We start from the raw sequence: 25641 nt of genomic DNA on the forward strand, positions 1-25641 counted from the left end.
ATCGATCTGTCCCATATTCAGTGTCCGCGTAGCGTCGCGCGGATCGTGCCGCATGCCAATCGCAATGCCGCCTCGGTGGGCGGCGTGTCGGCGAGGCCATCGAGCACCGTGAAATCGTGAATCGTGCCGAGGCAGCGAACCGCGCTGACGCGCACCCCGGCAAGCATCAGCTTGCGGGCGTAGGCTTCGCCGTCGTCACGTGCGACATCGTTTTCGGCCGTGACGATCAGCGCGGGCGGCAGGTCTTCGAGATCCGTGTAACTCGCGTTTAGCGGCATTGCGATTGTTTCGCCGAGGTTGTCCGACGGAAAGCGCGTCCGTGCACGCATGCCCGTGGTCTGTGTGGTCAAGCTCGGACCGCCCGCATATCTCGCTGCCGACGCACCCGCCGTGCTTGCGGAAAGCGTCGGACACAGCATGATCTGAAGCGCGATACGGGGGCCGCGGCGCGCCTTGACGAGCAGCGCGAGGGTGGCGACGAGATGACCGCCCGTGCCTTCGCCCGCGACGATGAGGGCGCCTCCGTCGAGATTCAATGCCCGTGCGTGCTCCTGCAGATGAACGAGCGCGGCGAATGCCTGCTCGTTTTGGGTCTGAAAGCACGCAGCGGGCGCGGACGTGTAATCGACCAGTACGACGGCCGCCTCGGCGTCGGTGGCGATCCTGCGCGCCAGCCGGTTGTCGCTTTGGCCACCCGCGAAACTCGCGCCGTCCGGCAGGAAAAGCACGGCGGGCAGCGGAGTGGGCGCCGCCTGCGGCGGCCGCACGATCCGTATCGTGAAGCCCGGATCCGCAGCACCCGCTGTCAGCGCGATTTCTTCGGCGTGTATCGCGTCCGTCGCATCGCCGTTTGCCCATTCGCGCAAACGCTCTGCCGGAACCCCTGCCTCGGCGGCATGGTCGACGAACGATTGCGTTTCCGCATCGAGAACCGGATACGAGTCCGCGGATCTGATCAGGCCCGGTGCGGCGTCTTCGGGCAGACGGGCAGACGTGAAATCGTTCATGGCGCAGTTTCCGATGAGTGAGCTTGCTTGTCGATCCGGCGCCGTTGGCCGTCGACAGAACAAATTGTCATCGGATTCCCGCACGAGCCACAGTTAAGCGTTGCTAAGAGCCGTTAAGCCCATGTCCAGCAAGGCGTTCAGGCTACCGACGCGCGCTTCGAGCCGATTTGCCGTCGCTTCAGGTCCGCACACCGCGCGTTGCCGCGGCCTCCTGCAAATGCCCCTGCAACCACGACGGCGTGTCCGCCCGTCCCGCTTCGATCAATGCGTGTGCGCTCGCTGCGTCGCCGGCGCGCGCGAACACTTCGAGTTGCATCGGGGTGGCGCCTGCCGGCGTGACAGGTCTGCCTTCGTGAATGGCCTCGAAGCCCTCGCCCCATTTGTCCCAATACGCGAGACCGCGCCGGCGCGTGCGCTCGCGAAGCCGCGCGGTCCATTCGCGCGCGAGCGCCACTTCGCCTTCCCATGTCGCGACGGCGATCGAGCCGATCGCGAGCCCATAACAGACGGTCAGATCGTGATCGATCGCGAGCGCCTCCGTCGCGCAGTCGCGCGCGAGCGCCATCGCCGCGTCGGTCTCGCCCTGCAGCCACAGAATGCGCATCAGAATGGAAATCGCAGCGATATGCGCGTCGACCTGCGCGTGATTCGCGTGCGTCGCGCGCACCGGATCCTTGTCGCGCGCCATCACCGCTTCGATCAACGCGCGCGCGATATCGTGGTCCCCGAGGAAGTGATGTGACAGCGCACACATCCGGTCGGCGGTTTGCGTCGTCGAAAAATCACCCGTCCGTGCGGCGGCAGCGCGAAACGCACGCGCATGTTCGAGGCTTTCCGTGTACGCGCCCGCGAGCGTGCGATGCGCCCACACGCCCCACCGCATGCGCAATGCGAGCCGGTCGTCGCCGAGGCGCTGCGCGGCGGCCTGTGCGGCGTCGAATGCGTTCGCCATCGCCGCCGTCGGCCCACGCGTGTGCCACAGCGCGTGACCGTACGCGGCGAGCAGCTCGATATGCTGCGCCTTGCCCGCCAGATCCGAGTTTTCCGCCGCGGCGATCGCGCGCTCGGCCATCCGGAGGAACTCGTGAGGGAGCGAAAGATGAAACCACAGCGGCGCCGTCGCGATCAGCAGGTCGATCGCGAGCTGCGGCTCGCGATCCTGCGCGGCCGCCCAATCGAACGCGGCTCGCACGTCGTCGATTCGCTGGCTGTGAATCGCAAGCCACTGGCGCGGCGCCTTGCCTTCCCACGCCGCCACGGGGTCGGCAAAGATCGCGCAGCAGTACAGCGCATGGCGGCGGCGCGCGTCGTCGAGTTCGTCCGCCTCTTCAAGTCGCATATATGCGTAATGGCGCGTCGTGTCGAGCAGTCGATACGGATGGTCCGGATCGTCGATCGCGCAGGCGATCAGCGACTTGGCGATCAGGCCGGTGACGGCGTCGAAGGCGGCGAGTTCATCGACGTCGCCACCGGCCGCGACAGCCGCCGCGGCATCCATGCCGAACGCGGCCCGCATGACCGAGAGGCGGCGCAGCACCTGGCGCTCCTCCGGCCGGAGCAATTCATAGCTCCAGTCGAGCGTCGCGCGCAGCGTCTGCTGGCGCGGAAGCGCCGTGCGGCGGCCCTGCGTGAGCAGCGCGAAACGGTCGTCGAGCCGCGCTGCAATCGAATGCACGTCCATCAGGCCGACGCGCGCCGCCGCAAACTCGATCGCGAGCGGGATGCCGTCGAGCCGTCGGCAAATATCGATCACGGGGGCCAGATTCGCGTCGCTCAACGCGAACCGGTCATTGGCGGCGCGCGCACGGTCTTGAAACAGCGCGATCGCCGGGAACTGCACGGCATCGTGGAGGCTCACGCCTGCGACCGTTTCGGGCGACGGCAACGCGGCGAGGCGATGGACGGATTCGCCTTCCGCGCGCAGCGGCTCGCGGCTCGTGACCAGCAGATGCACGCCCGACGCGCCTTGCAGCAGTTGCTCGGCGAGCACGGCAACGGCATCGATCAGATGCTCGCAGTTGTCCAGCACCAGCAGCACCGGCGACGCCCCGAGCGCCTGGATGAGATCGGGTACCGGATCGCCGCTGGAGACGGCCATGCCGAGCGCCGAGGCGATCGTACTGGCCGCGCTCGCGGCCGCGGAAACCGGCGCGAAATTGACGAACACGGCGCGCATGCCGGTGCGCTGGGCGAAGCGATGCGCGATGGCCACGGCTACCGTCGTCTTGCCCATGCCTCCCGGGCCGGCGATGGTGAGCAAGCGTCGCTCGGGCAAGTGGTCGGTCAGACCTGCGATGACGTCCTCGCGGCCTATCACGCGAGCGAGCGTGACCGGCAGACCGCGTGAACCGCTTTCGGACCCGTTGGAAGGCTGGGCGGCGTGCGTATGGGGCCGTGGTGCGGCAGGGTCCACTGCGTCGGCACGGGTAACGGGCGCCGCGAAACGATAGCCGCGTCCGGGTTCGTTGACGATGTAACGCGCGCCGTCCGGTCCGTCACCGAGCACCTTGCGCAACGCCGACAGATGCACGCGCAGCGCGCCTTCCTCGACGACGTTGTCCACCCAGACGCTGTCGCACAGATTGCGCGTCGAGACCAGCACGCCTGCCTGCTCGACGAGTACGACGAGAATGTCGAGCGCGCGGCTGCCGATTTTCAGCGGCGTCCCGTCCTTGAGCAGGATTCGTTGCGGGAATTGCAGCGTAAAGGGGCCGAACGCGAGGCTGTAAGGAGCGGTCATCGAGAGCGTCGTCGCGCGGGTTGAGGGTCGGCCGTGTCGACCAATACGGTGCGCTGGGCGCGCACACTGACGCAAAAACAGCCAATCATTACTCAAAAGCTCAGTACGCGCCCTTAAAAGATCTTAAAAAAAACCGCTTTGTCGCAGCCGACGACGATTGGCACGGATCCGGGCGCCGACTTAGCAACGCTTAACAAGTCGTAACTGGCCCGATGCGCGTCTGCCCGCCAATATGGCTCCATGCAAGCCAATCAATGATCGGAGGTCGATATGGAGCGTCTGAAAGCACTGGAGGTATTCAAGGCAGTGGCGGACCACGGCAGTTTCACGCGGGCAGCGGACGCCACCAATCTTGGCGTACCGTCGGTGAGCCGCGCGGTGCAGGATCTCGAAACGATGCTCGGCGTGCAGCTCTTCAACCGGACCACGCGCCGCGTCGCGTTGACCACGGCGGGCCATGCGGTGCTCGAGCGCGTCACGGGCGTCCTGTCCTCCTATGAAGACCTCGCGCGTACCGGCAGCGACGAAGCCGGCGATTGCGCGGGTAACGTCCGCATCGAGGTGCCGGCAATCTTCGATACCGCCCGCCTCACTTCCGTCCTGGTCCGCTTCATGCGCGCCTGGCCGAAAGTACGGGTCGACGTGCGGCGCGTCGATCACCTGGCCGACACGCTCGGCGATCTTGCCGACCTCGCGATCGTCGTCGGTCGTTCGGCGCCGTCGTCGTGCATCGCGCGATCGCTCGCGGCCGTGCCGCTCGGGCTCTATGCGAGTCCTGCGTGGCTCGAACGGACCAACGATCTCGCTCACCCGCTCGATGTGCCTGCCGAAGCTTGCCTCGCGACGGGCGCACAGCATTCGGTGTGGACGGTCAGCCATGCAGCATCCGGGGACAGTGTGACGCTTGCCGCGCGCGCGGCGCTGCGCACGAATTGCCCTCATGCGCTTCTCGCGGCGGCCGTCGACGGCGAGGGGCTAGCCATCCTGCCCGACCCGCTCGCACGAGCGGCGCTCAATCGCGGCGAACTCGTGCGTGTGCTCGATGCGTGGCAGGTGGCGCCACTGGAAGCCTGTCTCGTTTACCGGTCCAGACGCAATCTCCCCGCGCGGGTACGCAAATTGACCGAGTATTTGCTCGACGCCTTCGGCGAGCAGCGCGAGGAGATCGGCGCAATGGCCGCTGTACCGAACATGGCCCGGATGGCAGCGACGCAGGCGACGCTCACGCCGTGCGCAGCTTGATGACGATTTTGCTGATACGAATGCAGGGGGAACGACGAAATGATGGTCGATTTTGCTGGATGTCTGCTGGATGTGTCGTCGCGGTATCTCGGACTCGCGATCCAGAACCGGACGGTCGTGGCTTGCGTCGACGCCGGACCGGGACACGCAACGCGCCTGAGCGATTCGCATCGTGGCGCGTCGTCCTCCAGAATGCCGCAGCATGCGCATGCCGCCACGGAGGTGGCCTCTCCGCTGTAGCCGGCCCGTCGGAGAAGCGGTGTGACGGCACTTCGTGTGCGATGACGAAGGACGCCGGGCCGTCACCGCACCGGCGTCGCGTCGTAGTTGACCGGCACCCAGTCGTATTGCGCACCCTCGCGGCGCAGGTGGCCAAGCCCCGGAAACGCGATATGCGCGGCGCCGACGAGATAGCGTCGATCGGCGATGCGCTTCAGCGTGTCCCGCCGCGTACGGCGGGCGGCGCCGGCATCGCTGTCGTACTGGACCGTCGCGTCGACGTCGCGCAACTGGATCGCCGCCACGTGCACGATGTCGCCCCATGCGAGCAGGCCCGCATTGCCGCTCTCGATCAGATAAGCCGTATGCCCCGGCGTATGGCCGGGCATCGGCACCGCGCGAATGCCGGGCGCGAGCGTCGCTTCGCCGCGAAACGTCTTGAAGCGGCCGGCCGCGACGTAAGGGGCGACCGCCGCGGCGGCCGCGTCGAAAAACGACGCGAGGAACGCCGGCGCCTGCACCTTGTTGGCGGGATCGAGCCAGTACGCGGCCTCGACGGCGTTCACGCGCACGACGGCATTCGGAAACGTCATCGCGCCATTCGACGCGATCCCGCCGACATGGTCCTTGTGCAGGTGCGTGAGCAGCACTTCGTCGATCTGCGCGGGCGCGTAGCCGGCCGCGCGCAGGTCGTCGATCAGCTTGCCGCAGCAGTCGCCGTACAGCGTGCCGGCGCCCGCATCGACGAGGATCCGCTTCGATCCGGTATCGACCAGGAACGCGTTGATCGACCCCTGCACGGGCGGCTCCAGGAACGCGCGGTCGAGGTCGCGCCGGATCTCGTGCTTCGAGATGTCGCGAAACACCGTGTCGACCGGAAACGGATGAGTGCCGTCGGACAGCGCGATCACCGTGAAATCGCCGATCTTCTGCCGGTAGAAGCCGGGAGGCTGCTGGCCCGCGCCAGGGGCCAGCGCTGCGGATTGCGTTTCGGTTTGCGCATTGGCGTGGGCGTCGGGCTGCACGCCGGCCTGCGCGAACGCCCCAGGCGCCGACAGGCCCGCGCACCCGGCCACGATCAGCAAACGGGCTGCATGCGCAACGCACGCGTGCCGGAACAGGGTCTTCATGCGATCTCCGCGACGAACCGTGCGCGCGCCCGGTCACGAACGGACCGACCCGTGCAACACGCAATGTCGCGCAGCTTATCGGGCGTCGTGGCGAAAATCCTGAGCGTCGCCTGAATTGTCCTGAAGACGCGGCACGCGCGCGCGGCCGCCGCACCGGCCGGCGCTAGAATGCGAACCGCATGCTACGCGACGTTACGACCCGCACAAGGGCCTGTTCACGCTAATAACGGGCTTGCGAACGTGCCTTTCCGCCCGCAGTGCAAGGAGTAAGGAGCGCCGTTTGGCCGTGCCAAACAAGCGACGCACGACGCCGCAATGTGGGCGGAAAGGCGCGTTCCCCTGTTTGGAAAAATGCATTCGTGGGGCTGCCCCCGGAAGGGCCGATCGCCGCGTCATGCTCCTCGCGAATACGTCGAGTATCCGCTTCGTCGCAATCCTTGCGCTCGGCCCTTCCGGGGGCCAGCGCAAGCCCGTTATTAGCGTGAACAGGCCCTAGCAACCCCATGGACAAATTCTCCGCGCTGCGCGCATTCGTCGAAGTAGCGGAAGCCGGCGGCTTCTCGAGCGCGGGGCGCCGGCTCGATCTCGCCGCTTCGTCCGTCGTGCGCGCAGTGGACGCGCTCGAGGCATCGCTCGGCACCGTGCTGCTGAACCGCACGACGCGGCAGGTCACGCTGTCCGACGCGGGCGCCGTCTACTATGCGCGAGCGAAACGCGTGCTCGGCGAACTCGCCGATGCCGACGCGCTGGTGGCCGACCGCGGCGACGCGCCGTCCGGGCCGCTGCGCGTGTCGGTCCCGGTCGCGTACGGGCTGCGACGCATCGCGCCGCACGTCGCCGCGTTCGTCGCGCGCCATCCGAAGCTCGACCTCGACCTGCAACTGACCGACGAACGCGTCGATCTCGTGTCCGCGCGGATCGACGTCGCGATCCGGCTCGGCGACGCGGCCCCGACCGCGGAAGTCGTCGCGCGGCCGCTCGGCACGTTCCGGCGCTACGTGGTCGCGAGCCGCGCGTACCTCGACGCGCACGGCACGCCCGCGACGCCGGGCGAACTGGTCGATCACGCGTGCCTGCGCTTTCATTTCGGCGTCGACCAGCAGACGTGGACGTTCGCCGGCGCGCAACGCACGACGCAGGTCGTCGTCACCGGCCGGCTGAAATCGAATCACAGCGAGGTGCTGCGCGAGGCCGCGCTCGACGGCGCCGGTATCGCGCTGCTGCCCGACTGGCTCGTCGACGCGGACATCGAAGCGGGCCGCCTGCAGCGGCTGTTCGATCAGTACGACGTGACGCCGGGCTCGGCGCGCGCGGTGATCACCGCGCTGTACCTGCCGAACCAGCGCGGCTCGAAGCGCGTGACCGCGTTCATCGATTTCGTCGAATCGCTCGCCCGCGCGCAGCGCTGACACGTGCGGCGCGGAGCGACACGACGCGTCACCAGCCGAACTTCGCTTCCATCCCGAGATAGTCGGCATTGCGCGCACCGAGCGCGCGAATCGACGAGCCAAGCTGGAAGTGCACGGCCTCGAGCGCGAGCGCGACGTTCGCGTTCACGAGCCAGTCGACGCGCGCCTGCGCGTACATCCCCGTCCACGCACTGCCCTTGCCGGCCGTGCCCGGCACCGCCGACATCCCCTGACCGTAGATCGCGTCGGCGGTCGTCTGCCGCCACTGGAAGCCGACGGCGGTGAGCACCGTCACCGAGCTGGCCGGCTTGAACGTCAGCGACGGCTTCACGTGGATCAGGTTGCTGTATCCGGTGTAGCCGGCGAGCGTGAAGTAATAGCCGTTCGGAAACATCGGGTTGAACGTGCCGACGCGCCGGTCGCCCGGATGCGCGTCGCCCGACGCGCCGTCGACCTGGATGCCGACGCGCGGCGTGCCGGCCGTCTTCGCGAACGTGTAGCCGCCCAGCGCGCCGAACGCCCACGCGCCGACCGTATCCTGCCCGACGTGGCCGGTCTGCAGCATCGCCTCGACGTCCCAGTCGAACCCGTCGGTCTTGCCCGCGTAGCGCATGTCGAACACGTCGCGCCGCTCGGTGCCGGATGCATCCGGATAGCGCGCGTTGTCGCGCGTATAGCGCGACCAGTACGCGGACAGATCGCCGGGCCCCGTCGCGGTGCGCTCGACGCGCACGCCGTCGAATCGCAGGTGCCGGTTCGACACGTCGTCGAACACGGCCGCATTGCGATACTGCACCGGGCGCGTCACATAGCCGATCAAGCGCCATTTGCCGATTTCGTAATCGGTCCACAGTCCGTCGTACGCCTGCCGCACGTTCGGGCCGTCGCGCACCGACACGAAACGCTGCAAGTCGAACGCCATCTCCTGCCGGCCGATCCGCGTCTTGAACGTGCCGGGCCCCAGTTGATCGACGTACGCGACGAACGCCTGCTCGATATCGAGCTGATCCTTGTCGACCGGGCCGACCGTGTCCTTGCCGAACGGCCGCGCATCGACGAACTGCACGAACGCCTGGAAGTGCCCGCGATAGCGCAGATCGGCATGCACGTTCGCGCGCTGGATCACGTAGTTGTCGTCGTGCGCGGCGCCGAGGCCGAACAGCGGCGCGTTGTTCAGTTCGAAGCGCTCGCGCAGGTTCGCGCCGAGCGACAGGTAGGTCGACGGATCGTCGCCGAGCCGTATGTATTTCAGCGCGTCGAACGGCTTGCGCGGCACGCACGGATTCGCGAGCACCGACCAGTCTTCCTGCCAGCGGTTGAACGACACCGTCGGGCGCTTCGCGGTGCACGCCGCGGCGGCGGCGGCCGGCGACGCGGCCGCGCCGGCCGCCGCCACATCGGCATCGGCGCCGACGGCCGATCCCGCGTGCAACGCGGCGCCGCCCAGCCAGCACGACGCACGGCAGCGCGCCGCGCCACGATCGCTTCATCGGCCGGCGCACCGTCATTTCGACCGCGCGTGGATTTCGGCGACGTAGCCGCCCGGGAACTGCACGAGCGCCGCGTCGCGACCGTCCGACTTGAACGGCGGCACCAGCACGGTCACGCCCGCGGCTTCGGCCTGCTTCAGCGTCGCGGCGAGATCGGCGACTTCATAGCCCGTCATTTCCCGCCCGAACGGGTAAGGCAGGTGGCCGTCGGTCGCGAGCACGGTCATCTTGCCGAAGCCCGACTCGATGCGAATGCGGCGGTACGTATCGTTCGGCCGGCCGATCTCGATGCCCGGCGCATGGCGCACGTCGGACACGATCTTGCCGTGCGAGAACGCGGCGAAGTTGCGTGCGAGCTTGCTCGCGCTTTCCGGCGATACGTACACGCGGTTCTCCGGCACCGTCTGCAGCGGGTCGTAGTTCGGCGCCTGCGTGTGCCAGTACAGCTGCATGTTCACGCCGCCCGGCCACCGGACGATCGCGTCGCGGCCGATCGGGTCGGGGAACGTCGTCACGACGATGTCCGCGCCATGCGCACGCGCCGACTTCACCGCGACGTCCATGTCGGTGACGAGATAGCCGGTGCGTTCCTCGCAGAACGGATACGGGATCGGCGTCTTGAAGCCGAATACCGAGATCGTGCCGACCGGCGTCAGCACGAGCTGCGACATCGTCTGGCTCGGCGTCGGCGTGACCTGGAACACGCCCTGCTTCGACTTCTTGCCGCCGAACGTCGCGACGAAGCTGTCGGTGAAGCGATCGAAGTCTTCCGGCGCGACGCACACGTGGGTCGTGTCGTACTGCGGGCCGACCGCGATCGCGGGGGAGCGCGCGGCGGCGGCCGGCGACGCGATGTCGTCGAGGTGGGTTTCGTCGGCGAATGCCGGCGCGCCGACCAGCAGCGCGGCGAGCACGGCCGACGACGCGGCGGTCATGCGCAGCAGGTTGCGCAGGTTGAATGAACTCATTGGTTTTCTCCGTGATGTTGACGCGCGCGGGGGGGCGCCGCGCGCGGATTCTGATTCAGCGGGATGCAGGCCGCTCATCCGGGCGGCCCGGACGACAGGCGAGAAACACGCGCACCGCGAGCGGCAGCGCGCGGACCCATGCCGGGGAGTTGAAAGCGGTATGCACGCGATATCAGATCGCCCAGCACGAACACCCGAACGCGCCCCAGAAGCCCTTCGCATCCGACGTCGGCAACGTGCTCGCCCATGCGCTCGCGTGCGCATGCTGGTGAAGGTTGCATTCGTTCGCGCAGCCGCACATCGCTGCGGCCGCTGCCGCGCGTTGCAGCGGCGCGCCGTTGCGTTGCGTCGCGCCCCAGCCGCCATAGCCGCCGAACTCGCGCACCGGCGACCAGTCCGGCATCGCCGGCGGAATCGGCGCGTCGTGCGACGCGAACGGCCCCGCGCCCCACACGATCTTCCCGTCGACCACCGTCAGCAATGCGGTCGTGGCGGCGATATCGTCCTCCGCGCACCCGAAGAAATCGCGATCGGGGACCACCAGGTCGGCAAGCTGACCCACCGCGATCCGGCCTTTCTTGCCTTCCTCGTTCGAGAACCACGTCACATACTCGGTCCACATCCGCAGCGCGGTTTCGCGATCGAGCAGGTTACGCTGCGGATACATGCGCATGCCGCCGACCGTCTTGCCCGTCACGAGCCACGAAAGCGATACCCACGGGTTGTACGACGCGACGCGCGTCGCGTCCGTGCCGGCCGACACCTTGAGCCCCTTCGCGAGCATCTTCGCGACCGGCGGCGTCGCCTCCGCGGCTTGCGCGCCGTAGCGCTCGACGAAGTATTCGCCCTGGTACGCCATCCGGTGCTGCACCGCGATCCCGCCGCCGAGCGCGGCGATCCGGTCCATCGATTGCTCGGTGATCGTTTCCGCGTGATCGAAGAACCAGTTCAGCCCTTCGAGCGGAATGTCCTCGTTGACCTTCTCGAACACGTCGAGCGCGCGGCTGATCGTTTCGTCATAGGTCGCGTGCATGCGCCACGGCCAGCGGTTTTCCGCGAGCACGCGCACGACGCCTTCGAGATCGTCCTCCATCTGCGCGGGCAGGTCCGGACGCGCGACGCGAAAATCCTCGAAGTCGGCCGCGGAAAACGCCAGCATCTCGCCGGCGCCGTTGTTGCGGAAGTAGTCGGTGCCGTCGTGATACTTGACGCTCTTCGTCCAGTTCACGAAGTCTTCCTTCTCCGCGTTCGGCTTCTGCGTGAACAGGTTGTACGCGATCCGGATCGTCATCTCGCCCGCGTCGTGCAGCTTGCGGATCACTTCGTAATCGTCGGGGTAATTCTGCGACCCGCCGCCCGCGTCGATCACGCCCGTCACGCCGAGCCGGTTCAGCTCTCGCATGAAATGGCGCGTCGAGTTGTACTGATACTCGAACGGCAGCTTCGGCCCCTTCGCGAGCGTCGCGTAGAGGATCGTCGCGTTCGGGTTCGCGAGCAGCAGGCCGGTCGGGTTGCCGGCGGCATCGCGCAGGATCGTGCCGCCCGGCGGCTCCGGCGTGTCCTTCGTGTAGCCGACGACACGCAGCGCGGCCGCGTTCAGCAACGCGCGATCGTACAAATGCAGGATGAACACGGGCGTATCAGGCGCGACCGCATTGAGTTCGTCGATCGTCGGCAGCCGCTTCTCCACGAACTGGTGTTCGGTGAAGCCGCCGACCACGCGCACCCACTGCGGCGCGGGCGTGATCGCGACCTGCTGCTTGAGCATCTCCATCGCGAGCGCAAGCGACGGCACGCCGTCCCAACGCAGTTCCATGTTGTAGTTCAGTCCGCCACGAATCACGTGGCAGTGGTTGTCGATCAGACCCGGCAGCACGCCGCGGCCGCCGAGATCGACCACCTTCGTCGCGCGGCCCGCGAGCGGCATCACGTCCGCTTCGCTGCCGACCGCGACGAAGCGCCCGGCGGCAATCGCGACGGCCGTCGCGACGGGGTTCGCGCGGTCGAGCGTCGTGAATCGTCCGTTGTGCAGGATCAGATCCGGTTGGGTCACGGTTGCGGTCATATGCATCACCTCTTGTTGATCAGAAGCCAAAGAGTTGTTTGACGGTGGGTAGGGCTTGCACGCCGATCAGCATGCCAAGCAACCCGACCAGCGCAATCAGCGGCGGTGCGGGAGAGCGAACCTTGATGGCGCTGTAAATCACACCGATCAGCAGGCCCGCACCAAGGGAAACCAGATAAGGTTCCATGCGATAAATCTCCCGGACAATTTCAAATGCAGGCGCAGTGTTTCGACCCGCATGCCGCGGGCGGCATTCGTGTTTCGGTCACGTCCGCCGCCCGCGGCAATGAAGCCCATGCGGCGCGTTCGCGTCGAACCGGCCGCACCGGCATCAGCCGTTACCGGCCGTCTTCACTTACTTCGCCGGAACCGGCGCAATCGACTCGTGCGGCGTCGCGGTGCGCTGCGGTGCCTTGTGGAGCATCGTGTACGCGTAGTCCACGCCCATCCCGTATGCGCCCGAATGCTCCTTCGCGATCGCCATCACCGCGTCGTACGTCTCGCGGCGCGCCCAGTCGCGCTGCCATTCGAGCAGCACCTGCTGCCACGTGACCGGCACCACGCCGGCCTGCACCATGCGCTGCATCGCGATATCGTGCGCAGCCTGCGTCGTGCCGCCCGATGCGTCGGCGACCATGTAGATCTCGTAGTCGCCTTCGAGCATCGCGCACAGCGCGAACGTCGTGTTGCAGACTTCGGTCCACAGGCCCGACACGACCACCTTCTTGCGGCCGTTCGCGGCGAGCGCGTCGCGCACCTTCTGGTCGTCCCACGAATTCATCGACGTGCGTTCGAGCGTCTTCTGGTTCGGGAACACGTCGAGCAGTTCGGGATACGTGTGGCCCGAGAAGCTCTCGCTTTCGACCGTCGTGATCGTGGTCGGGATGTTGAAGACCTTCGCGGCCTTCGCGAGGCCGACGACGTTGTTCTTCAGCGTCTGGCGATCGATCGACTGCACGCCGAACGCCATTTGCGGCTGCTGGTCGATGAAGATCAGCTGGCTGTTGTGCGGGGTAAGTACTTCAAGCTTGGGGTTGCTCATGATGGTGATGTCCTTTGACGCGGAGAAAGATGAGACTCGCCTGGCCGACGAATCCGCGAAGCGTCCAATGCGCGGTGCCGGCAACCGGCCTGCGTCATTCAATACGCGAATGCGCGACCGCACCAGTTAATTGTTCTGATTCTCGCCACGCGCTGAATTCAGACTGAAAAGATCTGAATTTCATTGAATGCGCTGACGACGAACGCGCAGACCTGATAGGCTGGCCCAAGACTTTCGGATCGACGCCAGCCCGGTATTCATCCGTATTTTTAAACGGCCGTCATTCCATTCCAGACCCATGAAACCGTACATTGCTTCACTTCTCGCCGGCATCCTCGCCGGCGTCGTTTACGCGCTGATCGGCGTGCAATCGCCGGCGCCGCCCGCCGTCGCCCTGGCGGGCCTGCTCGGCATTCTGGCCGGCGAACAGATCCTTCCCGTGGTGCGACGGATGTTCGACGGGATCCGACTGGGAACCGCGTGGCGCGACGCGAAGTGCAACCAGCACATGTTCGGCGCGCTGCCCGGCGCACACGCCGACGCTGCCGTGAAGCGCAGCGAATCGACACCGACGTGACAGGCGGACGTCGAGCGAATGCGGCGGCGGCCCGTTGTGAACCGTATTGGAATCAACGTCGCCCGACGGCGCGACATCGCCTGATGCCCTTGCCGTAGAAACTCGCCATGAAGCTGTCTTTCGAAGCACTCGAGGCACTGGACGCGATCGACCGCACCGGTACGTTTGCCGACGCGGCAGAGCTGGTGCACCGCGTGCCGTCCGCGCTGACATACGTCGTACAGAAGCTCGAGAGCGATCTCGGCGTCGCGTTGTTCGATCGCAGCGGGCGTCGTGCGAAGCTCACGCATGCGGGCCGCGTCGTCGTCGAGGAAGGTCGCCGTCTCCTTCATGCCGCCGAACAGCTCGAACGGAAGGCCCAGCGCGCGCAGCAAGGTTGGGAAACCGAGGTCCGCGTCTGCATCGCCGAGATACTGCCGTTCGACATGATGTGGCCATACGTTCACGCGTTCTACGATCTTGAAATGGACACGCGACTGCGCTTCTCCACCGAAGTGCTCGGCGGCACCTGGGATGCGCTGATTTCGCGGCGGGCCGACCTGATCGTCGGCGCGGCGGGCGAGCCTCCGGAACTGCCGGACATCGTCGCGCAGCCCATCGGCACGCTCCGGCACGTGTTCGCGGTCGCCCCTACCCATCCGCTCGCGGCGCTGCCCGAACCGCTGTCGATGGCGGCGATCGTCGAGTATCGCAGCGCGGTGATCTCCGATACGTCCCGCGAACTTCAGCCGCAGCCCGTCGCGCTTGACGCCGGCCAACCGTATCTCGCGGTGCCGACGCTCGCCGCGAAACTGGCCGCGCAATGCGAAGGACTCGCGGTGGGTACCCTCCCGGACTGCATCGCGGCGCCCGCGATCGCGCAAGGCAGGCTCGTCGCGCGGGAAGTCACCGGCATGCGCGACACGACCCATTGCTATATCGCATGGCGCGCCGACGAAGCCGGACGCGCGCTACGCTGGTGGGTCGAACAGCTCGGTCACCACGACCTCGTCGACCGGTTCACCGCGCGCGCGTGACGTTGCGCTTTCCGCGAACGGTCGAGCGGTCTCGCGCTTGCCGACCTGCATCAATCAAGCGGTTCTCGAAGTCAGCGTTGAATGAAATGAAGAAACGCAGGGCGGCTTCGCCGCCGCGCCGGTGGCGCACGCAGCCGACGCCGCGTGCGGAATCGGCGTTCAGCGCGACGCGGACGGCTCGCCGGCGCGGCCGGATCGCCAGGTGAGGAAACCGAGCGCCGCAAGCGGCAGCGCCAGGGCCCAGAACCCGGCGTACAGGTACGCGGTCGCGCCGGCGCCCGCGCCGATCGCGAAACCGACAACCGGCGGCAGCGTACGTCGCAGCCGCGCGCGTGCGGCTTCCCGTTCGGCCGGCGCGGCGATCGGCACGAGCCAGTCGAATGCATCGATGACCGCCTGCGTGACGTTGCCGGTCATCACGGTATTCGCGACGACGGTGCGCGCGGTCAGCCGGCCGTGCGCGTTCTGCACGCCCATTGCCGCCGCACCGAGCAGCCCGCAGACGATCGTCGCGGGCGCATCGGCGCTGCCGATCGGCGACGCCGCGACGCCCGCGAGCATGAAGCCGGCCAGCAGGATCGTCTGCAGTGCATACAGCGAGCACGCCCGCGGGCCATGCCCGCGCACGCGCATCCGGTGATCGAGCAGGCGGGCGGCCACGATGCCCGCAATGAAGGCCGGAAACGCGAGCCACTTGATCATCAGGCCCTGGCCGACACCGGCGAGGCCCGAGCCGATGAGGATGAAGTTGCCGGTGACGTGCGCGGTAAAGAGCCCGAACAGCGCGACGAAGCCGAGCGTGTCGACATAGCCGGCGATCGAGGCGAGGAACACATCCTCGCCGCGCAGGTGATCGGGGGCCGCCGCGCCCGCTGCCGTTACTTGCGCGGGCTGCATGTCGTGGCTTCCGTGGTTCTATCGAAGGTGTCCGTATCGCGGACCCGCGCGGCGAGCACGCGCCATTGCGCCTGCACGAGCGGAATCGCATGCTCGCGGAAGACGAGGCCGAGCAGGCCCGCTGGCGCGGTCAGCGGCCGCGCGGGCGACTGCACGCGCACGAGGGGGGGCAGGAAGCCGACTGCGATGCCGGCTCCCGGCGAGATCAGGTAAGCCATGGTCCGTTCCGGTTGCGCCGCGGGCCGGCCGAAGGGCTTCGGCCTCGTGCAGCGGTTCGGGAGCAAGCGTAGGGAATGCGGGCCTGAAAGTCATGGCGGCGACCTGAAATTTTCTGAAACCGCCGAACCGCGCGCGGCACGACGCCCGCCTTCGCGGCCTGCCGCGCGGCCCTCGCCGGGGCGCGCCTTGCTATTTTTCGATCGATAAGTGCAGAATGGCCCATTCAGGAGCCGACGCATGACCGAGACCAAGCGCAATGCAGCGCCCCGTGCGCGCAGGACGACCGCCGACGACACCGCCGGCACATCGGGCCGCCGCCTCACGCCGGAAGCACGCGAACGACAGATCGTCGAAAAGGCGGTCGAACACTTCGCGACCCACGGTTTTTCCGGCAGCACGCGCGAGCTCGCGCGGCAGATCGGCGTGACCCAGCCGCTGCTCTACCGGTATTTCCCGAGCAAGGAAGCGCTGATCGATCGCGTATACGACGAGGTCTACACGTGGGACCCCGAGTGGGAAAAGCTGATCGCCGACCGCTCGGTTCCGCTCCAGCAGCGGCTCGTCGCGTTCTACCGGTCGTACGCGCAGACGATCCTGCGGCGCGAATGGATCCGCACGTTCATCTTCGCCGGGCTCAGCCGCGAGGGCTTCAATACGCGCTATCTGTCGCGGCTGCGCGAACGCGTGTTCCTGCCGGTGCTGCGCGAGCTGCGGCACGCGTACGACATCGCGACACCGGCGTCGGAAGCGCAGCGCAACGCGGAAATCGAACTGGTGTGGAGCCTGCACGCGAGCATCTTCTATCTCGGCGTGCGCAAGTGGGTATACGGGTTGCCGGTGCCCGACGATCTCGACGCGGAAATCGAACGGCAGATCGACGCGTTCCTGAACGGCACGCCGGCCGCGCTGCAGCGTGTGGCGTCCGACGCATCCGGCAAGCGCCCCCGCCGCAAGTGATGCCGGCGTGGCATGGCGCTCAGGCCGGTTCAGAACGATTCAGCCGCGACGCACGTCACCTGCCCTATCCTCGGACAGCATCGGACGCGTGCCGTATCGCGCACCGCCCGCACAACCGGGATTTCCCATGACGACCGACACGCTTGCACCGACCCACCACACCGTTACGGCGAACGGCATCCGCCAGCACGTCATCGAGGCCGGCGCGGGGCCCGTCGTCGTGCTGCTGCACGGCTTCCCCGAAACGAGCTTCGCGTGGCGCTTCCAGATTCCGGCGCTGGCACGGCACTATCGCGTGATCGTGCCCGACCTGCGCGGCTACGGCGAAACCGACAAGCCCGCAGCCGGCTACGACAAGCGCAACATGGCGCGCGACGTCGCCGCGCTGCTCGATGCGCTCGGCATCGGGCGCATCGCGCTCGTCGGGCACGACCGCGGCGCACGCGTCGCGACGCGTTTCGCGAAGGACTTCCCCGAACGTGTCGACCGGCTCGTCGTGATGGACAACGTGCCGACGCGCATCGTCGCGCAGAACATGACCGCGCAAACGGCCCGCGCGTACTGGTTTTTCCTGTTCCACCAGGTGCCCGACCTGCCGGAGGCGCTGATCGCCGGCAAGGAAGCCGAATGGCTCGGCTATTTTTTCGCCGACTGGTGCTACAACCCGCACGCGATCTCGGGCGATGCGTTCGACACGTACGTGCGCGCGTATCGGCGTCCGGGCGCCGTGCGCGGCGCGCTGGCGGACTATCGCGCGAACGCGGAAGACGTACGGCAGGACCTCGTCGATGCGGATATCAGGATCGCGTGCCCGACCATGGCGATCTGGGGCGAGGATTTCTACGCGGTCGGCAAGATGTTCGACATGAAGACCGTGTGGGAAAGCATGGCAACCCACCTGCGTGCCGAGCCGATCACGCAGTGCGGACATCTGCCGCACGAGGAGCAGCCCGAGCGCGTGAACGCGCTGCTGCTCGATTTCCTGCGCGGCTGGGGCGGCTGACGCGCCGTTCGCCGCACGCGGCATCATCGAGGGAACATCGGATGGAACACGGATCGGGCCGCAAGGCCGTCATCGCCGGCGGATCGGTCGGCGGGCTGTTCGCGGCGACCGCGCTGCGCGCGGCCGGCTGGGACGTCCGCGTCTTCGAGCAATCGCCGCACGCACTCGACAGCCGCGGCGGCGGCATCGTGCTGCAGCCGCCGATCGAGCGCGCATTCGCGTTCGGCGGCGTGGCGCTACCGCGCGACGCGGGCGTCGATTCGGTCGACCGGATCTACGTCGACGCGCAGGACCGGATCGTGCAGCGCTTCGCGATGCCGCAGACGCAGACGGGATGGAACGTGATCTACACGGCGCTGAGGCGTGCGCTGCCGGCCGAAATCATCCACGCGGGCGACGCATTCGAGCGGTTCGAGCAGGACGGCGAGCGGATCGTCGCGCATTTCGCGAGCGGCCGCGTCGAGACGGCCGACCTGCTGATCGGCGCGGACGGCGGCCGCTCGACGGTGCGCGCGCAGTTGCTGCCGGACGTGCAGCCGGCGTATGCGGGTTATGTCGCGTGGCGCGGGCTCGTCGACGAACGCGCGCTGCCCGAGCAGGTGCTGGTCATGCTGCGCGAACGCTTCACGTTCCAGCAAGGCGACCGGCACCTGTTCCTCACCTATCTGGTGCCCGGCGCCGACGGCGCGACCGAACCGGGCGGGCGGCGCGTGAACTGGGTGTGGTACCGGCGGCTCGCGTCCGACCGGCTGCCGTCGCTGTTCCTCGCACGCGACGGCACGCAGCGCGACGGATCGCTGCCGCCCGGCGCGATGCGCGACGACAACCGCGCGGAACTCGTCGACGCCGCCGACCGGATGCTCGCGCCGACACTCGCCGCGCTCGTCGATGCGACCGCCGCGCCGTTCGCGCAGGCGATCGTCGATCTCGCGGCCGCACGCATGGCGTTCGGCCGCGCGGTGCTGCTCGGCGACGCCGCGTGCATCGTGCGCCCGCACACCGCGGGGGGCGTCGCGAAAGCGGCGGACAACGCGGTCGATCTCGCCGAAGCGTTGCGCGACGTCGCACGCGGCGTCGCGTTCGACGCCGCGCTGGCGGGCTGGGACGCCCGTCAGCGGGCGGCCAGCGCGCTGTTGTCCGCGCGCGGGATCGCGCTCGGCGCGCGGCTGATGGGCGCGGCGTGACGGCTCGCCGGCCGGAGGTCGAGTGCCGCGCGGTGCGGATCGAAGTCGGGGTTCAACGCGCGCAGCACGCCGGCGCGCCCGCCGTCGTCATCGGGCAGTTGCGGCTGCCCGCGCGCGAAAGCCGGGGCCGCGGCCGCCGCAAGCCACGCGGCGATCGCCAGCCCCGTCACGCGTATCGATATGGCGGCCCGCTTCATTGCGCGCTCGCGGTCGACACGGCGGCCGACGTCATGGCCATTGCCGTGTGGCTGTCGCCATGCGCGATCGCATACAGCTCGCGATTGCGCGCGATCGTCTGCGTGCTCGGCGGATAGTCCCAGTTCGACGTCGGCACCGTGCCGTCGCGCTCGGCCCGAACCAGGTCGGCGCGCACGTCGGCGCGCGTGACCGGATGGTCGGCGGTTTGCGCAAAAGCGGCGACCGGTGCGCTCAGCGCACAGGAAATCAGGACTGCACGAATCAGCTTGTTCATGACCTTCACCTCTCAAAGATAGCGTGTTCGCGTCCGCCGATCAGGCCGGACATCCGCTCCGCATCGATGCGATGAGGAGTGGTGTCCATTCTGCGATTCGCGCGCTGTCCGGAAGGTGAGGCTTCGATTACGGTCTTGTCATCTGGTCGCGGCCCGGCCGCACGGCCGTGTCGGTCAACGCGCAGCGGTTTCCGGATTCCGCACGCTGCTCAGAAACCGCGTCAACTCCACCGTCTGCGGCCGCTCGAAGATTTCCTCGGCCGTCCCGCTCTCCCACACGCGTCCCTGGTGCATGAACACGATCCGGTCGCTCACCGCCCGCGCGAAGTTCATCTCGTGCGTGACCATGATCACCGTCATGTCCTCGCGCGCGAGTTGCTCGACGACGCCCAGCACCTCGCCGACGAGCTCGGGATCGAGCGCGGACGTGATCTCGTCGCACAGCAGCACGCTCGGCTTCATCGCGAGCGCACGCGCGATCGCGACGCGCTGCTGCTGGCCGCCCGACAGCTGTTCCGGAAACGCGTCGAACTTGTCGCCGAGGCCGACGCGCTCGAGCATCAGCTCCGCGATCGCGCGCGCCTGCTGGCGGTGCGACTTCTTCACCACCGACTGCGCGAGCATCACGTTCTGTCCGGCGCTCAGATGCGGAAACAGGTTGTATTGCTGGAACACCATGCCGACCTTCAGCCGCAGCGCACGCAGGTCCGCATGCCGTGCATCGACGCGTTCGCCGTCGACCGAGATCGTGCCCGCGTCGATGCTCTCGAGCCCGTTGAGCGTGCGCAGCAGCGTGCTCTTGCCCGAGCCGCTGCGGCCGATGATCGACACGACCTGCCCGCGCTCGACGGACAGATCGATGCCCTTGAGCACATGATGGGTGCCGAAGTTCTTTTCGAGACCCCGGGTTTCAACGAGCGGCATGCCATCTCCTTTGCAACGTGCGCGCATAACGGGTAAGCGGATAGCAGAGCGCGAAATAGATCAGCGCGACGAGGCCATACACGACGAACGGCCGGAACGTCGCGTTCGAGATCGCGATGCCGACCTTCGTCAGCTCGGTGAAGCCGATGATCGACACGAGCGCCGTATCCTTCACCGCCTGCACGCCGAAGCCGACCGTCGGCGCGATCGCGATGCGCGCGGCCTGCGGCAGGATCACGTGACGCAACTGCTCGACATAACTCATCGCGAGGCTCGCCGACGCCTCCCACTGCCCTTTCGGCACCGCCTCGACGCAGCCGCGCCAGATCTCGGCCAGATACGCGCTGGTGAAGAACGTGAGCCCCGCGGTGGCCGCGACCCACGGCGAAACGTCGAGCCCGACGAGCGGCAAGCCGAAGAACACGATGAACAGTTGCATCAGCAACGGCGTGCCCTGGAACACTTCGATATAGAGTTTCGCGACACCGCGCAGCACCGTCGAATTCGACACGCGCATCACGAGCAGCCCGAGGCCGACGAGGCCGCCGGACACGAACGACACGATCGACAGCACGATCGTCCAGCGCGCCGCCAGCAGCAGGTTCGCGAGCATCTGCCCGAACGTGAAATCGGTCATCGCGCACCTCGCACGCGGCGGGAGAACAGGCGGCGCCCCATCGCGCCGAGCGTCGCGCGCATCAGCAGCGCCATCGCCAGATACGCGAGCGTGATCACGAAGTACGTCTCGAATGCGCGGAAGTTGCGCGACTGGATGTAGCTGGCCGCATAGGTCAGATCGGCCACCGAGATCTGCGACACGACCGCCGAGCCGAGCATCGTGATCACGATCTGGCTCGACAGCGCGGGAAACACCTTGGCGAGCGCCTGCGGCAGCACGACGTGGCGCAGCATCTGCGCGCGCGACATCGCGAGCGCGGACGCCGCCTCCAGATGCCCTTTCGGCACGGCGGCCACGCCCGCGCGCACGATCTCGACCGAGTACGCGCCGAGATTGAGCGTCATCGCGAGGATCGCGGCCGTGTATTCGTCGATGTGCACGCCGAGCGCCGGCAAGCCGAAGAAGATGAAGAACAGCTGGACGACGAACGGCGTATTGCGAATCGCCTCGACGTACGCGCCGATCAGCGGGCGAAGTTTCACGGCCGCGCGCGCGTCGGCGCTGTATGCGGCCGCGCCGAGCACGCCGACCGCCACGCCGAGCACGGTCGCGACCGCGGTCAGCGCGAGCGTGATCGCCGCGCCGCTCGCGAATACGCCGGCATACTCGGCAAGCTCGCCGAATTGAAGCTGGTAGCTCATGGGAACGGGATAGATTCGGGTTCGGACAACGACACGCGCCGCGCCGGGCATCCCGGCCGCGGCGACGTGTCACGCGACACGGCGATGCGTCACAGTCCGGCCGGCAACGGCTGGCCGAGCCACTTGCGCGACATTTCGCCCAGCGAGCCGTCCTGCTTCGCATGCGCGATCGCATCGTCGATCTTCGCGAGCAGGCGCGGTTCGTTCTTGTTGACGCCGACGAAGCACGGCGAATTCTTGATCACGAACTTGACCTCGGGGCGGCGCGGCGGATTCTTCGCGAGAATCGCCGCCGCGACGATGTTGCCGGCCGCGATCAGTTGGACCTGCCCCGACAGGAACGCCTGGATCGTCGCGTTGTTGTCCTCGAAGCGCTTGATCGTCGCGTTCGGCGCGAGCTGCGACAGCGCGATCTCCTCGAGCGCGCCGCGCGTCGCGCCCACCGTCTTGCCGCCGAGGTCGGCGGGCGTGCTCACCTTCACGTCGGACGGCCCGAACACGCCCTGGAAATACGGTGCGTACGCGCTCGAGAAGTCGATGACCTTCTCGCGCTCCGGCGTCTTGCCGAGCGACGAGATCACCATGTCGACCTTGTTGGTCGTCAGGTACGGAATCCGGTTCGCACTGTTCACGGGCACCAGCTTCAGCTTGACGCCGAGCGCCTTGGCGAGGAGTCCGGCCATGTCGATGTCGTAGCCCTGCGGCTGCATGTCCGTGCCGACCGAACCGAACGGCGGATAGTCCTCGGGCACCGCGACGCGCAGCGTGCCGTTCTTCGCGATGGTGTCGAGCGCATCGGCGTGGGCCGGCGCGGCGGCGAACAGCGCGATCACGGGGGCGGCGAGCAGCGCAGCCAGCCAGGTGCGTCGGGGGAACGGTCGGGTCGTCGGGCTCACGGTGAATCTTCCTTGTCTGGTATGTCGTCGGGCAGCGCGCAACGATTGCGCGGCCGACACCACTCCAGCAAAAACCGGGCCACCGACGTGAAACGCTTGCCGCACCGGCATGAGGCGGAAATTTCGGCGAACCTCTCGGCGAACCGGATTCCTCATTTCGGTGCACGAACCGGTGCCGTCGGTAACGCTTGCCCTCGCAGCGCGCGCCGGCGCACCAAATTACCTATCCGGTTCACCCGGCGCCGGGGCCCTATGCACGGATTCGAACAGCCCCAGTCCAAATTTGCATTCCGTTTGTGACGGGAATTACGGCTGAATACGTTCGCGACGTACCGGGCCTTTCGTCACGTCCGACGAATCGCGATCAGGACGGGCGCGCTCGATTGCGCACGCTGCTCCTCCGGTACCGGTGGTCCCGATCGTCCCGCGATCGGGGCGAGTCCCATCCCATCCGTGCGCGAGGATACCGTCATGGCATCGATTCCCGACCCGTCGACAACCGGCGAAACCGACAAACGCAGCTGGCTCGAATCGCACGAAGCCGGCTATCACAAGACCCTCGGCAATCGACAGGTGCAGATGATCGCAATCGGCGGGGCCATCGGCACCGGGCTGTTTCTCGGCGCCGGCGCGCGGCTGCAGGCCGCCGGCCCGGCGCTCGCGATCGTCTACCTGGTGTGCGGCGCGTTTTCGTTCCTGATCCTGCGCGCGCTCGGCGAGCTGGTGATGCATCGCCCCAGCAGCGGCAGCTTCGTGTCGTACGCACGCGAATTCCTCGGCGAGAAGGCATCGTTCGTCGCCGGCTGGATGTACTTCCTGAACTGGGCGATGACCGGCATCGTCGACATCACCGCCGTCGCGCTCTACATGCATTACTGGGCGCCGTTCGCGGCCGTGCCGCAGTGGATCTTCGCGCTCGTCGCGCTGTGCATCGTCGCGACGATGAACCTGATCGGCGTGAAATGGTTCGCCGAGATGGAGTTCTGGTTCGCGCTGATCAAGGTCGCCGCGATCGTGCTGTTTCTCGTGATCGGTGCGGCGATTCTCGGCACGGGCATGCCGGTGGCCGGCCATGGCACCGGCATGCATCTGATCACCGACAACGGCGGGTTCTTTCCGCACGGACTGATGCCGGCGCTGGTGCTGGTGCAGGGCGTGGTGTTCGCGTTCGCGGGCGTCGAACTGGTCGGCACGGCCGCCGGCGAATGCAAGGACGCGCGCAAGGTGCTGCCGCGCGCGATCAACAACGTGATCTGGCGCATCGCGATTTTCTACGTCGCGTCGGTCGTCCTGCTGGTCTGCCTGCTGCCGTGGAGTGCGTACAAGGCGGGCCAGAGCCCGTTCGTCACGTTCTTCGGCGCGCTCGGCGTGCCGGGTATCGGCTCGGTGATGAACCTGGTGGTGCTCACGGCCGCGCTGTCGAGCCTCAACTCCGGCCTGTATTCGACGGGGCGCGTGTTGCGTTCGCTGTCGATGGGCGGCTCGGCCCCCGCGTTCCTCGCGCGGATGAGTTCGCAATCCGTCCCGTACGCGGGCATTCTGGTGACGGTCGCGATCTATGTGGTCGGCGTGCTGCTCAACTATCTGGTGCCGTCGAGCGTGTTCGAGATCGTGCTGAACATCGCGTCGCTCGGCATCATCAGCACATGGGGCTTCATCGTCGTGTGCCAGATGAAGTTCCGCGCCGCGGTCAGGCGCGGCGACGTGGAAGACGTCGCGTTCAGGATGCCGGGCGCGCCCGTGACGTCGTGGCTCACGCTGCTGTTCCTGCTCGGCGTGCTGGTGTTGATGGCATTCGACTACCCGAACGGGACGTGGACGATTGCGTCGATCCCGCTGGTCGCGCTGCTGCTCGTGGCCGGCTGGAAGTGGCTGAGCCGTCGCGCGCGCCGTGCGTTGCTCAAGCCGACGATTCCGTCGATCGCGCTCACGCAGAACGTGCTCGAGAACGGCGAGCACTGACTCGCGGCGGCACGCGCGCCGTCGAACGATCCGCCGTCGGGCCAGCGACGGCGGTCGACGGCCGCATTCAGTGATGCTCGTACAACGGTTGCTCGTCGAGCGACGCGAGCGATGCGAACGACGGCGCAGCGGTCTTGGCCGCGACGCTCGGCCGCGCGGCGGCCGATTGCGCTTGCTGTGCCGCGACCTTCGCTTCCGCGGCCTGGATGTCGTCGGGATAGTACGGATCGCTGCCGACCGGACGATACCCGGCCTTTTCGACGCGGACGAGATCGGCGCGCACGTCGGCCCGTGTGACCGCATGGTCGGTGGTTTGCGCAAAAGCGACGATCGGTGCGCTCAGTGCGCAGGACAGCAGGACTGCACGAATCAGGTTGTTCATGATGTTCACCTCTCAAAGATGGCGTGTTCGCGTCCGCAGATCAGGCCGGACCTCCGCTCCCCATCGATGCGATGAAGAGTTGGGTGCATTCTGCGATTCGCGCGCTTTCCTGAAGGTGAGGCTTCGATTACGGTTTTGTCATCTGGCCGCGTCCAGTCCGATCATCGCGCGGACGCGCCCTGTTCGACGATGGCCCGACTCATGTCCTCGATTGACACCGGCTTCTCGGGCTTCTTCACGATGCCCTTCAGCGAGGCGAGCGAGCGCGTGGCCGGGTAGATCTCATACCGGCCCGTTGCCTCGTTGAAGCTGAATTCGATCCGGTCTCCAGACGCCAGGCCCAGTTGATTTCGGACGTCCACCGGAATGGTGACCCGCCCCCTTGAAGTGATAGTGGCTGCTGTCATTGCGGCACCTCCAATATTCCTTACTTTCCGGGAAGGCATATGAAAAAGCAAGGGCGCGCCGCCGGCGACCAAACGCCCACGATGCCGCCGCCCGCACAGATAACGGTTTCGTA

At 67.3% G+C, this 25641-nt stretch carries 24 protein-coding genes and 1 pseudogene; 8 read left to right on the forward strand and 17 right to left on the reverse strand.

The annotated features are described in order from the left end of the window. Positions 1-17 precede the first annotated feature (17 nt). Complete coding sequence (locus tag JYG37_RS33140) at positions 18-1007, reverse strand: alpha/beta hydrolase fold domain-containing protein (RefSeq protein WP_235356231.1); 990 nt, start codon at positions 1005-1007, stop codon at positions 18-20. A 178-nt stretch (positions 1008-1185) separates the two neighbouring features. Beyond that, positions 1186-3747, reverse strand: a complete 2562-nt coding sequence (locus JYG37_RS33145; RefSeq protein WP_213346756.1) for an ATP-binding protein — start codon at positions 3745-3747, stop codon at positions 1186-1188. A gap of 270 nt (positions 3748-4017) precedes the next feature. On the opposite strand from JYG37_RS33145, the gene JYG37_RS33150 reads away from it, so the two are divergent. Further along, a complete protein-coding gene (locus JYG37_RS33150; RefSeq protein ID WP_050014118.1) occupies positions 4018-4989 on the forward strand; it encodes a LysR family transcriptional regulator in 972 nt (323 codons plus the stop codon). Positions 4990-5291: 302 nt separating this feature from the next. Here JYG37_RS33150 and JYG37_RS33155 read toward each other — a convergent pair whose 3' ends face one another. After that, a complete protein-coding gene (locus tag JYG37_RS33155) occupies positions 5292-6338 on the reverse strand; it encodes an MBL fold metallo-hydrolase (protein WP_213346759.1) in 1047 nt (348 codons plus the stop codon). A 503-nt stretch (positions 6339-6841) separates the two neighbouring features. On the opposite strand from JYG37_RS33155, the gene JYG37_RS33160 reads away from it, so the two are divergent. Beyond that, complete coding sequence (locus JYG37_RS33160; RefSeq protein WP_050018288.1) at positions 6842-7747, forward strand: LysR family transcriptional regulator; 906 nt, start codon at positions 6842-6844, stop codon at positions 7745-7747. A 28-nt stretch (positions 7748-7775) separates the two neighbouring features. Here the strand turns inward: JYG37_RS33160 and JYG37_RS33165 are convergent. From JYG37_RS33165 to JYG37_RS33185, 5 genes and pseudogenes are all read right to left on the reverse strand, one after another. After that, a pseudogene (locus JYG37_RS33165) lies at positions 7776-9237 on the reverse strand (alginate export family protein). A gap of 14 nt (positions 9238-9251) precedes the next feature. Further along, positions 9252-10205: a VOC family protein gene (locus tag JYG37_RS33170; RefSeq protein ID WP_060734298.1), complete on the reverse strand. Its 954-nt coding sequence runs from the start codon at positions 10203-10205 to the stop codon at positions 9252-9254. A gap of 172 nt (positions 10206-10377) precedes the next feature. Beyond that, entirely contained in the window at positions 10378-12270 is a 1893-nt protein-coding gene (locus JYG37_RS33175; protein WP_089490281.1) for an amidohydrolase, read from the reverse strand. A gap of 19 nt (positions 12271-12289) precedes the next feature. Next, the gene (locus JYG37_RS33180; RefSeq protein ID WP_014725963.1) at positions 12290-12457 is read right to left on the reverse strand and encodes a DUF1427 family protein; all 168 of its coding nucleotides are present in this window, start codon (positions 12455-12457) and stop codon (positions 12290-12292) included. A gap of 168 nt (positions 12458-12625) precedes the next feature. Next, positions 12626-13312: a hydrolase gene (locus JYG37_RS33185; protein ID WP_034175518.1), complete on the reverse strand. Its 687-nt coding sequence runs from the start codon at positions 13310-13312 to the stop codon at positions 12626-12628. A gap of 298 nt (positions 13313-13610) precedes the next feature. On the opposite strand from JYG37_RS33185, the gene JYG37_RS33190 reads away from it, so the two are divergent. Beyond that, positions 13611-13889: a XapX domain-containing protein gene (locus JYG37_RS33190; protein WP_050017616.1), complete on the forward strand. Its 279-nt coding sequence runs from the start codon at positions 13611-13613 to the stop codon at positions 13887-13889. A gap of 107 nt (positions 13890-13996) precedes the next feature. Next, a complete protein-coding gene (locus JYG37_RS33195; protein ID WP_050017618.1) occupies positions 13997-14905 on the forward strand; it encodes a LysR family transcriptional regulator in 909 nt (302 codons plus the stop codon). Between the two features lie 159 nt (positions 14906-15064). Here the strand turns inward: JYG37_RS33195 and JYG37_RS33200 are convergent, their stop codons facing one another. Next, on the reverse strand, positions 15065-15802 hold the full coding sequence (locus JYG37_RS33200) for a YoaK family protein (protein ID WP_050017619.1): 738 nt from the start codon (positions 15800-15802) through the stop codon (positions 15065-15067). Next, on the reverse strand, positions 15784-16020 hold the full coding sequence (locus JYG37_RS33205) for a DUF1427 family protein (protein ID WP_089490279.1): 237 nt from the start codon (positions 16018-16020) through the stop codon (positions 15784-15786). Before JYG37_RS33205 ends, JYG37_RS33200 begins: the two co-directional genes overlap by 19 nt. Before the next feature lie 238 nt (positions 16021-16258). Between JYG37_RS33205 and JYG37_RS33210 the strand changes: the two genes are divergently transcribed. From JYG37_RS33210 to JYG37_RS33220, 3 genes are all read left to right on the forward strand, one after another. Then, a complete protein-coding gene (locus tag JYG37_RS33210; protein WP_050017621.1) occupies positions 16259-16978 on the forward strand; it encodes a TetR/AcrR family transcriptional regulator in 720 nt (239 codons plus the stop codon). 127 nt (positions 16979-17105) lie between these two features. After that, the gene (locus JYG37_RS33215; RefSeq protein WP_213346761.1) at positions 17106-17981 is read left to right on the forward strand and encodes an alpha/beta fold hydrolase; all 876 of its coding nucleotides are present in this window, start codon (positions 17106-17108) and stop codon (positions 17979-17981) included. 41 nt (positions 17982-18022) lie between these two features. Then, entirely contained in the window at positions 18023-19165 is a 1143-nt protein-coding gene (locus JYG37_RS33220) for an FAD binding domain-containing protein (RefSeq protein ID WP_124714888.1), read from the forward strand. Positions 19166-19358: 193 nt separating this feature from the next. On the opposite strand, the gene JYG37_RS33225 is transcribed toward JYG37_RS33220, so the two are convergent. From JYG37_RS33225 to JYG37_RS33245, 5 genes are all read right to left on the reverse strand, one after another. After that, positions 19359-19637, reverse strand: coding sequence for a DUF4148 domain-containing protein (locus JYG37_RS33225; RefSeq protein WP_124595513.1), 279 nt, complete (start codon positions 19635-19637; stop codon positions 19359-19361). Positions 19638-19811: 174 nt separating this feature from the next. Further along, complete coding sequence (locus JYG37_RS33230; protein ID WP_213346763.1) at positions 19812-20561, reverse strand: amino acid ABC transporter ATP-binding protein; 750 nt, start codon at positions 20559-20561, stop codon at positions 19812-19814. After that, positions 20548-21198 carry an amino acid ABC transporter permease gene (locus JYG37_RS33235; protein ID WP_050017626.1) on the reverse strand — a complete coding sequence of 217 codons (651 nt, stop codon included), beginning with the start codon at positions 21196-21198 and terminating at the stop codon, positions 20548-20550. The genes JYG37_RS33230 and JYG37_RS33235 overlap by 14 nt, the downstream gene beginning before the upstream one ends. Then, positions 21195-21881 carry an amino acid ABC transporter permease gene (locus tag JYG37_RS33240; protein ID WP_175978507.1) on the reverse strand — a complete coding sequence of 229 codons (687 nt, stop codon included), beginning with the start codon at positions 21879-21881 and terminating at the stop codon, positions 21195-21197. Before JYG37_RS33240 ends, JYG37_RS33235 begins: the two co-directional genes overlap by 4 nt. A gap of 89 nt (positions 21882-21970) precedes the next feature. Further along, positions 21971-22777, reverse strand: coding sequence for a transporter substrate-binding domain-containing protein (locus JYG37_RS33245; protein WP_050017628.1), 807 nt, complete (start codon positions 22775-22777; stop codon positions 21971-21973). Positions 22778-23248: 471 nt separating this feature from the next. Between JYG37_RS33245 and ansP the strand changes: the two genes are divergently transcribed. After that, positions 23249-24739 (forward strand): L-asparagine permease, encoded by a 1491-nt coding sequence (gene ansP, locus JYG37_RS33250; protein WP_050017630.1) that lies wholly within the window; start codon positions 23249-23251, stop codon positions 24737-24739. Positions 24740-24806: 67 nt separating this feature from the next. Here the strand turns inward: ansP and JYG37_RS33255 are convergent, their stop codons facing one another. Then, positions 24807-25121, reverse strand: a complete 315-nt coding sequence (locus JYG37_RS33255; protein ID WP_124557423.1) for a DUF4148 domain-containing protein — start codon at positions 25119-25121, stop codon at positions 24807-24809. 161 nt (positions 25122-25282) lie between these two features. Then, on the reverse strand, positions 25283-25528 hold the full coding sequence (locus JYG37_RS33260; RefSeq protein WP_124631895.1) for an AbrB/MazE/SpoVT family DNA-binding domain-containing protein: 246 nt from the start codon (positions 25526-25528) through the stop codon (positions 25283-25285). Positions 25529-25641: the final 113 nt, after the last annotated feature.

The organism is Burkholderia sp. LAS2, from assembly GCF_018417615.1.
GTDB classification, from domain to species: domain Bacteria; phylum Pseudomonadota; class Gammaproteobacteria; order Burkholderiales; family Burkholderiaceae; genus Burkholderia; species Burkholderia sola.

Bases quoted from the DNA above. Each gene is read 5' to 3' on its own strand.
- JYG37_RS33215 (WP_213346761.1), top strand. From the start codon at position 17,106: ATGACGACCGACACGCTTGCACCGACCCACCACACCGTTACGGCGAAC.
- JYG37_RS33260 (WP_124631895.1), bottom strand. From the start codon at position 25,528: ATGACAGCAGCCACTATCACTTCAAGGGGGCGGGTCACCATTCCGGTG.
- JYG37_RS33200 (WP_050017619.1), bottom strand. From the start codon at position 15,802: ATGCAGCCCGCGCAAGTAACGGCAGCGGGCGCGGCGGCCCCCGATCAC.
- JYG37_RS33185 (WP_034175518.1), bottom strand. From the start codon at position 13,312: ATGAGCAACCCCAAGCTTGAAGTACTTACCCCGCACAACAGCCAGCTG.
- JYG37_RS33230 (WP_213346763.1), bottom strand. From the start codon at position 20,561: ATGCCGCTCGTTGAAACCCGGGGTCTCGAAAAGAACTTCGGCACCCAT.
- JYG37_RS33150 (WP_050014118.1), top strand. From the start codon at position 4,018: ATGGAGCGTCTGAAAGCACTGGAGGTATTCAAGGCAGTGGCGGACCAC.
- JYG37_RS33175 (WP_089490281.1), bottom strand. From the start codon at position 12,270: ATGACCGCAACCGTGACCCAACCGGATCTGATCCTGCACAACGGACGA.
- ansP (WP_050017630.1), top strand. From the start codon at position 23,249: ATGGCATCGATTCCCGACCCGTCGACAACCGGCGAAACCGACAAACGC.
- JYG37_RS33225 (WP_124595513.1), bottom strand. From the start codon at position 19,637: ATGAACAAGCTGATTCGTGCAGTCCTGATTTCCTGTGCGCTGAGCGCA.
- JYG37_RS33195 (WP_050017618.1), top strand. From the start codon at position 13,997: ATGAAGCTGTCTTTCGAAGCACTCGAGGCACTGGACGCGATCGACCGC.
- JYG37_RS33145 (WP_213346756.1), bottom strand. From the start codon at position 3,747: ATGACCGCTCCTTACAGCCTCGCGTTCGGCCCCTTTACGCTGCAATTC.
- JYG37_RS33160 (WP_050018288.1), top strand. From the start codon at position 6,842: ATGGACAAATTCTCCGCGCTGCGCGCATTCGTCGAAGTAGCGGAAGCC.
- JYG37_RS33255 (WP_124557423.1), bottom strand. From the start codon at position 25,121: ATGAACAACCTGATTCGTGCAGTCCTGCTGTCCTGCGCACTGAGCGCA.
- JYG37_RS33180 (WP_014725963.1), bottom strand. From the start codon at position 12,457: ATGGAACCTTATCTGGTTTCCCTTGGTGCGGGCCTGCTGATCGGTGTG.
- JYG37_RS33140 (WP_235356231.1), bottom strand. From the start codon at position 1,007: ATGAACGATTTCACGTCTGCCCGTCTGCCCGAAGACGCCGCACCGGGC.
- JYG37_RS33240 (WP_175978507.1), bottom strand. From the start codon at position 21,881: ATGAGCTACCAGCTTCAATTCGGCGAGCTTGCCGAGTATGCCGGCGTA.
- JYG37_RS33190 (WP_050017616.1), top strand. From the start codon at position 13,611: ATGAAACCGTACATTGCTTCACTTCTCGCCGGCATCCTCGCCGGCGTC.
- JYG37_RS33155 (WP_213346759.1), bottom strand. From the start codon at position 6,338: ATGAAGACCCTGTTCCGGCACGCGTGCGTTGCGCATGCAGCCCGTTTG.
- JYG37_RS33205 (WP_089490279.1), bottom strand. From the start codon at position 16,020: ATGGCTTACCTGATCTCGCCGGGAGCCGGCATCGCAGTCGGCTTCCTG.
- JYG37_RS33220 (WP_124714888.1), top strand. From the start codon at position 18,023: ATGGAACACGGATCGGGCCGCAAGGCCGTCATCGCCGGCGGATCGGTC.
- JYG37_RS33210 (WP_050017621.1), top strand. From the start codon at position 16,259: ATGACCGAGACCAAGCGCAATGCAGCGCCCCGTGCGCGCAGGACGACC.
- JYG37_RS33170 (WP_060734298.1), bottom strand. From the start codon at position 10,205: ATGAGTTCATTCAACCTGCGCAACCTGCTGCGCATGACCGCCGCGTCG.
- JYG37_RS33235 (WP_050017626.1), bottom strand. From the start codon at position 21,198: ATGACCGATTTCACGTTCGGGCAGATGCTCGCGAACCTGCTGCTGGCG.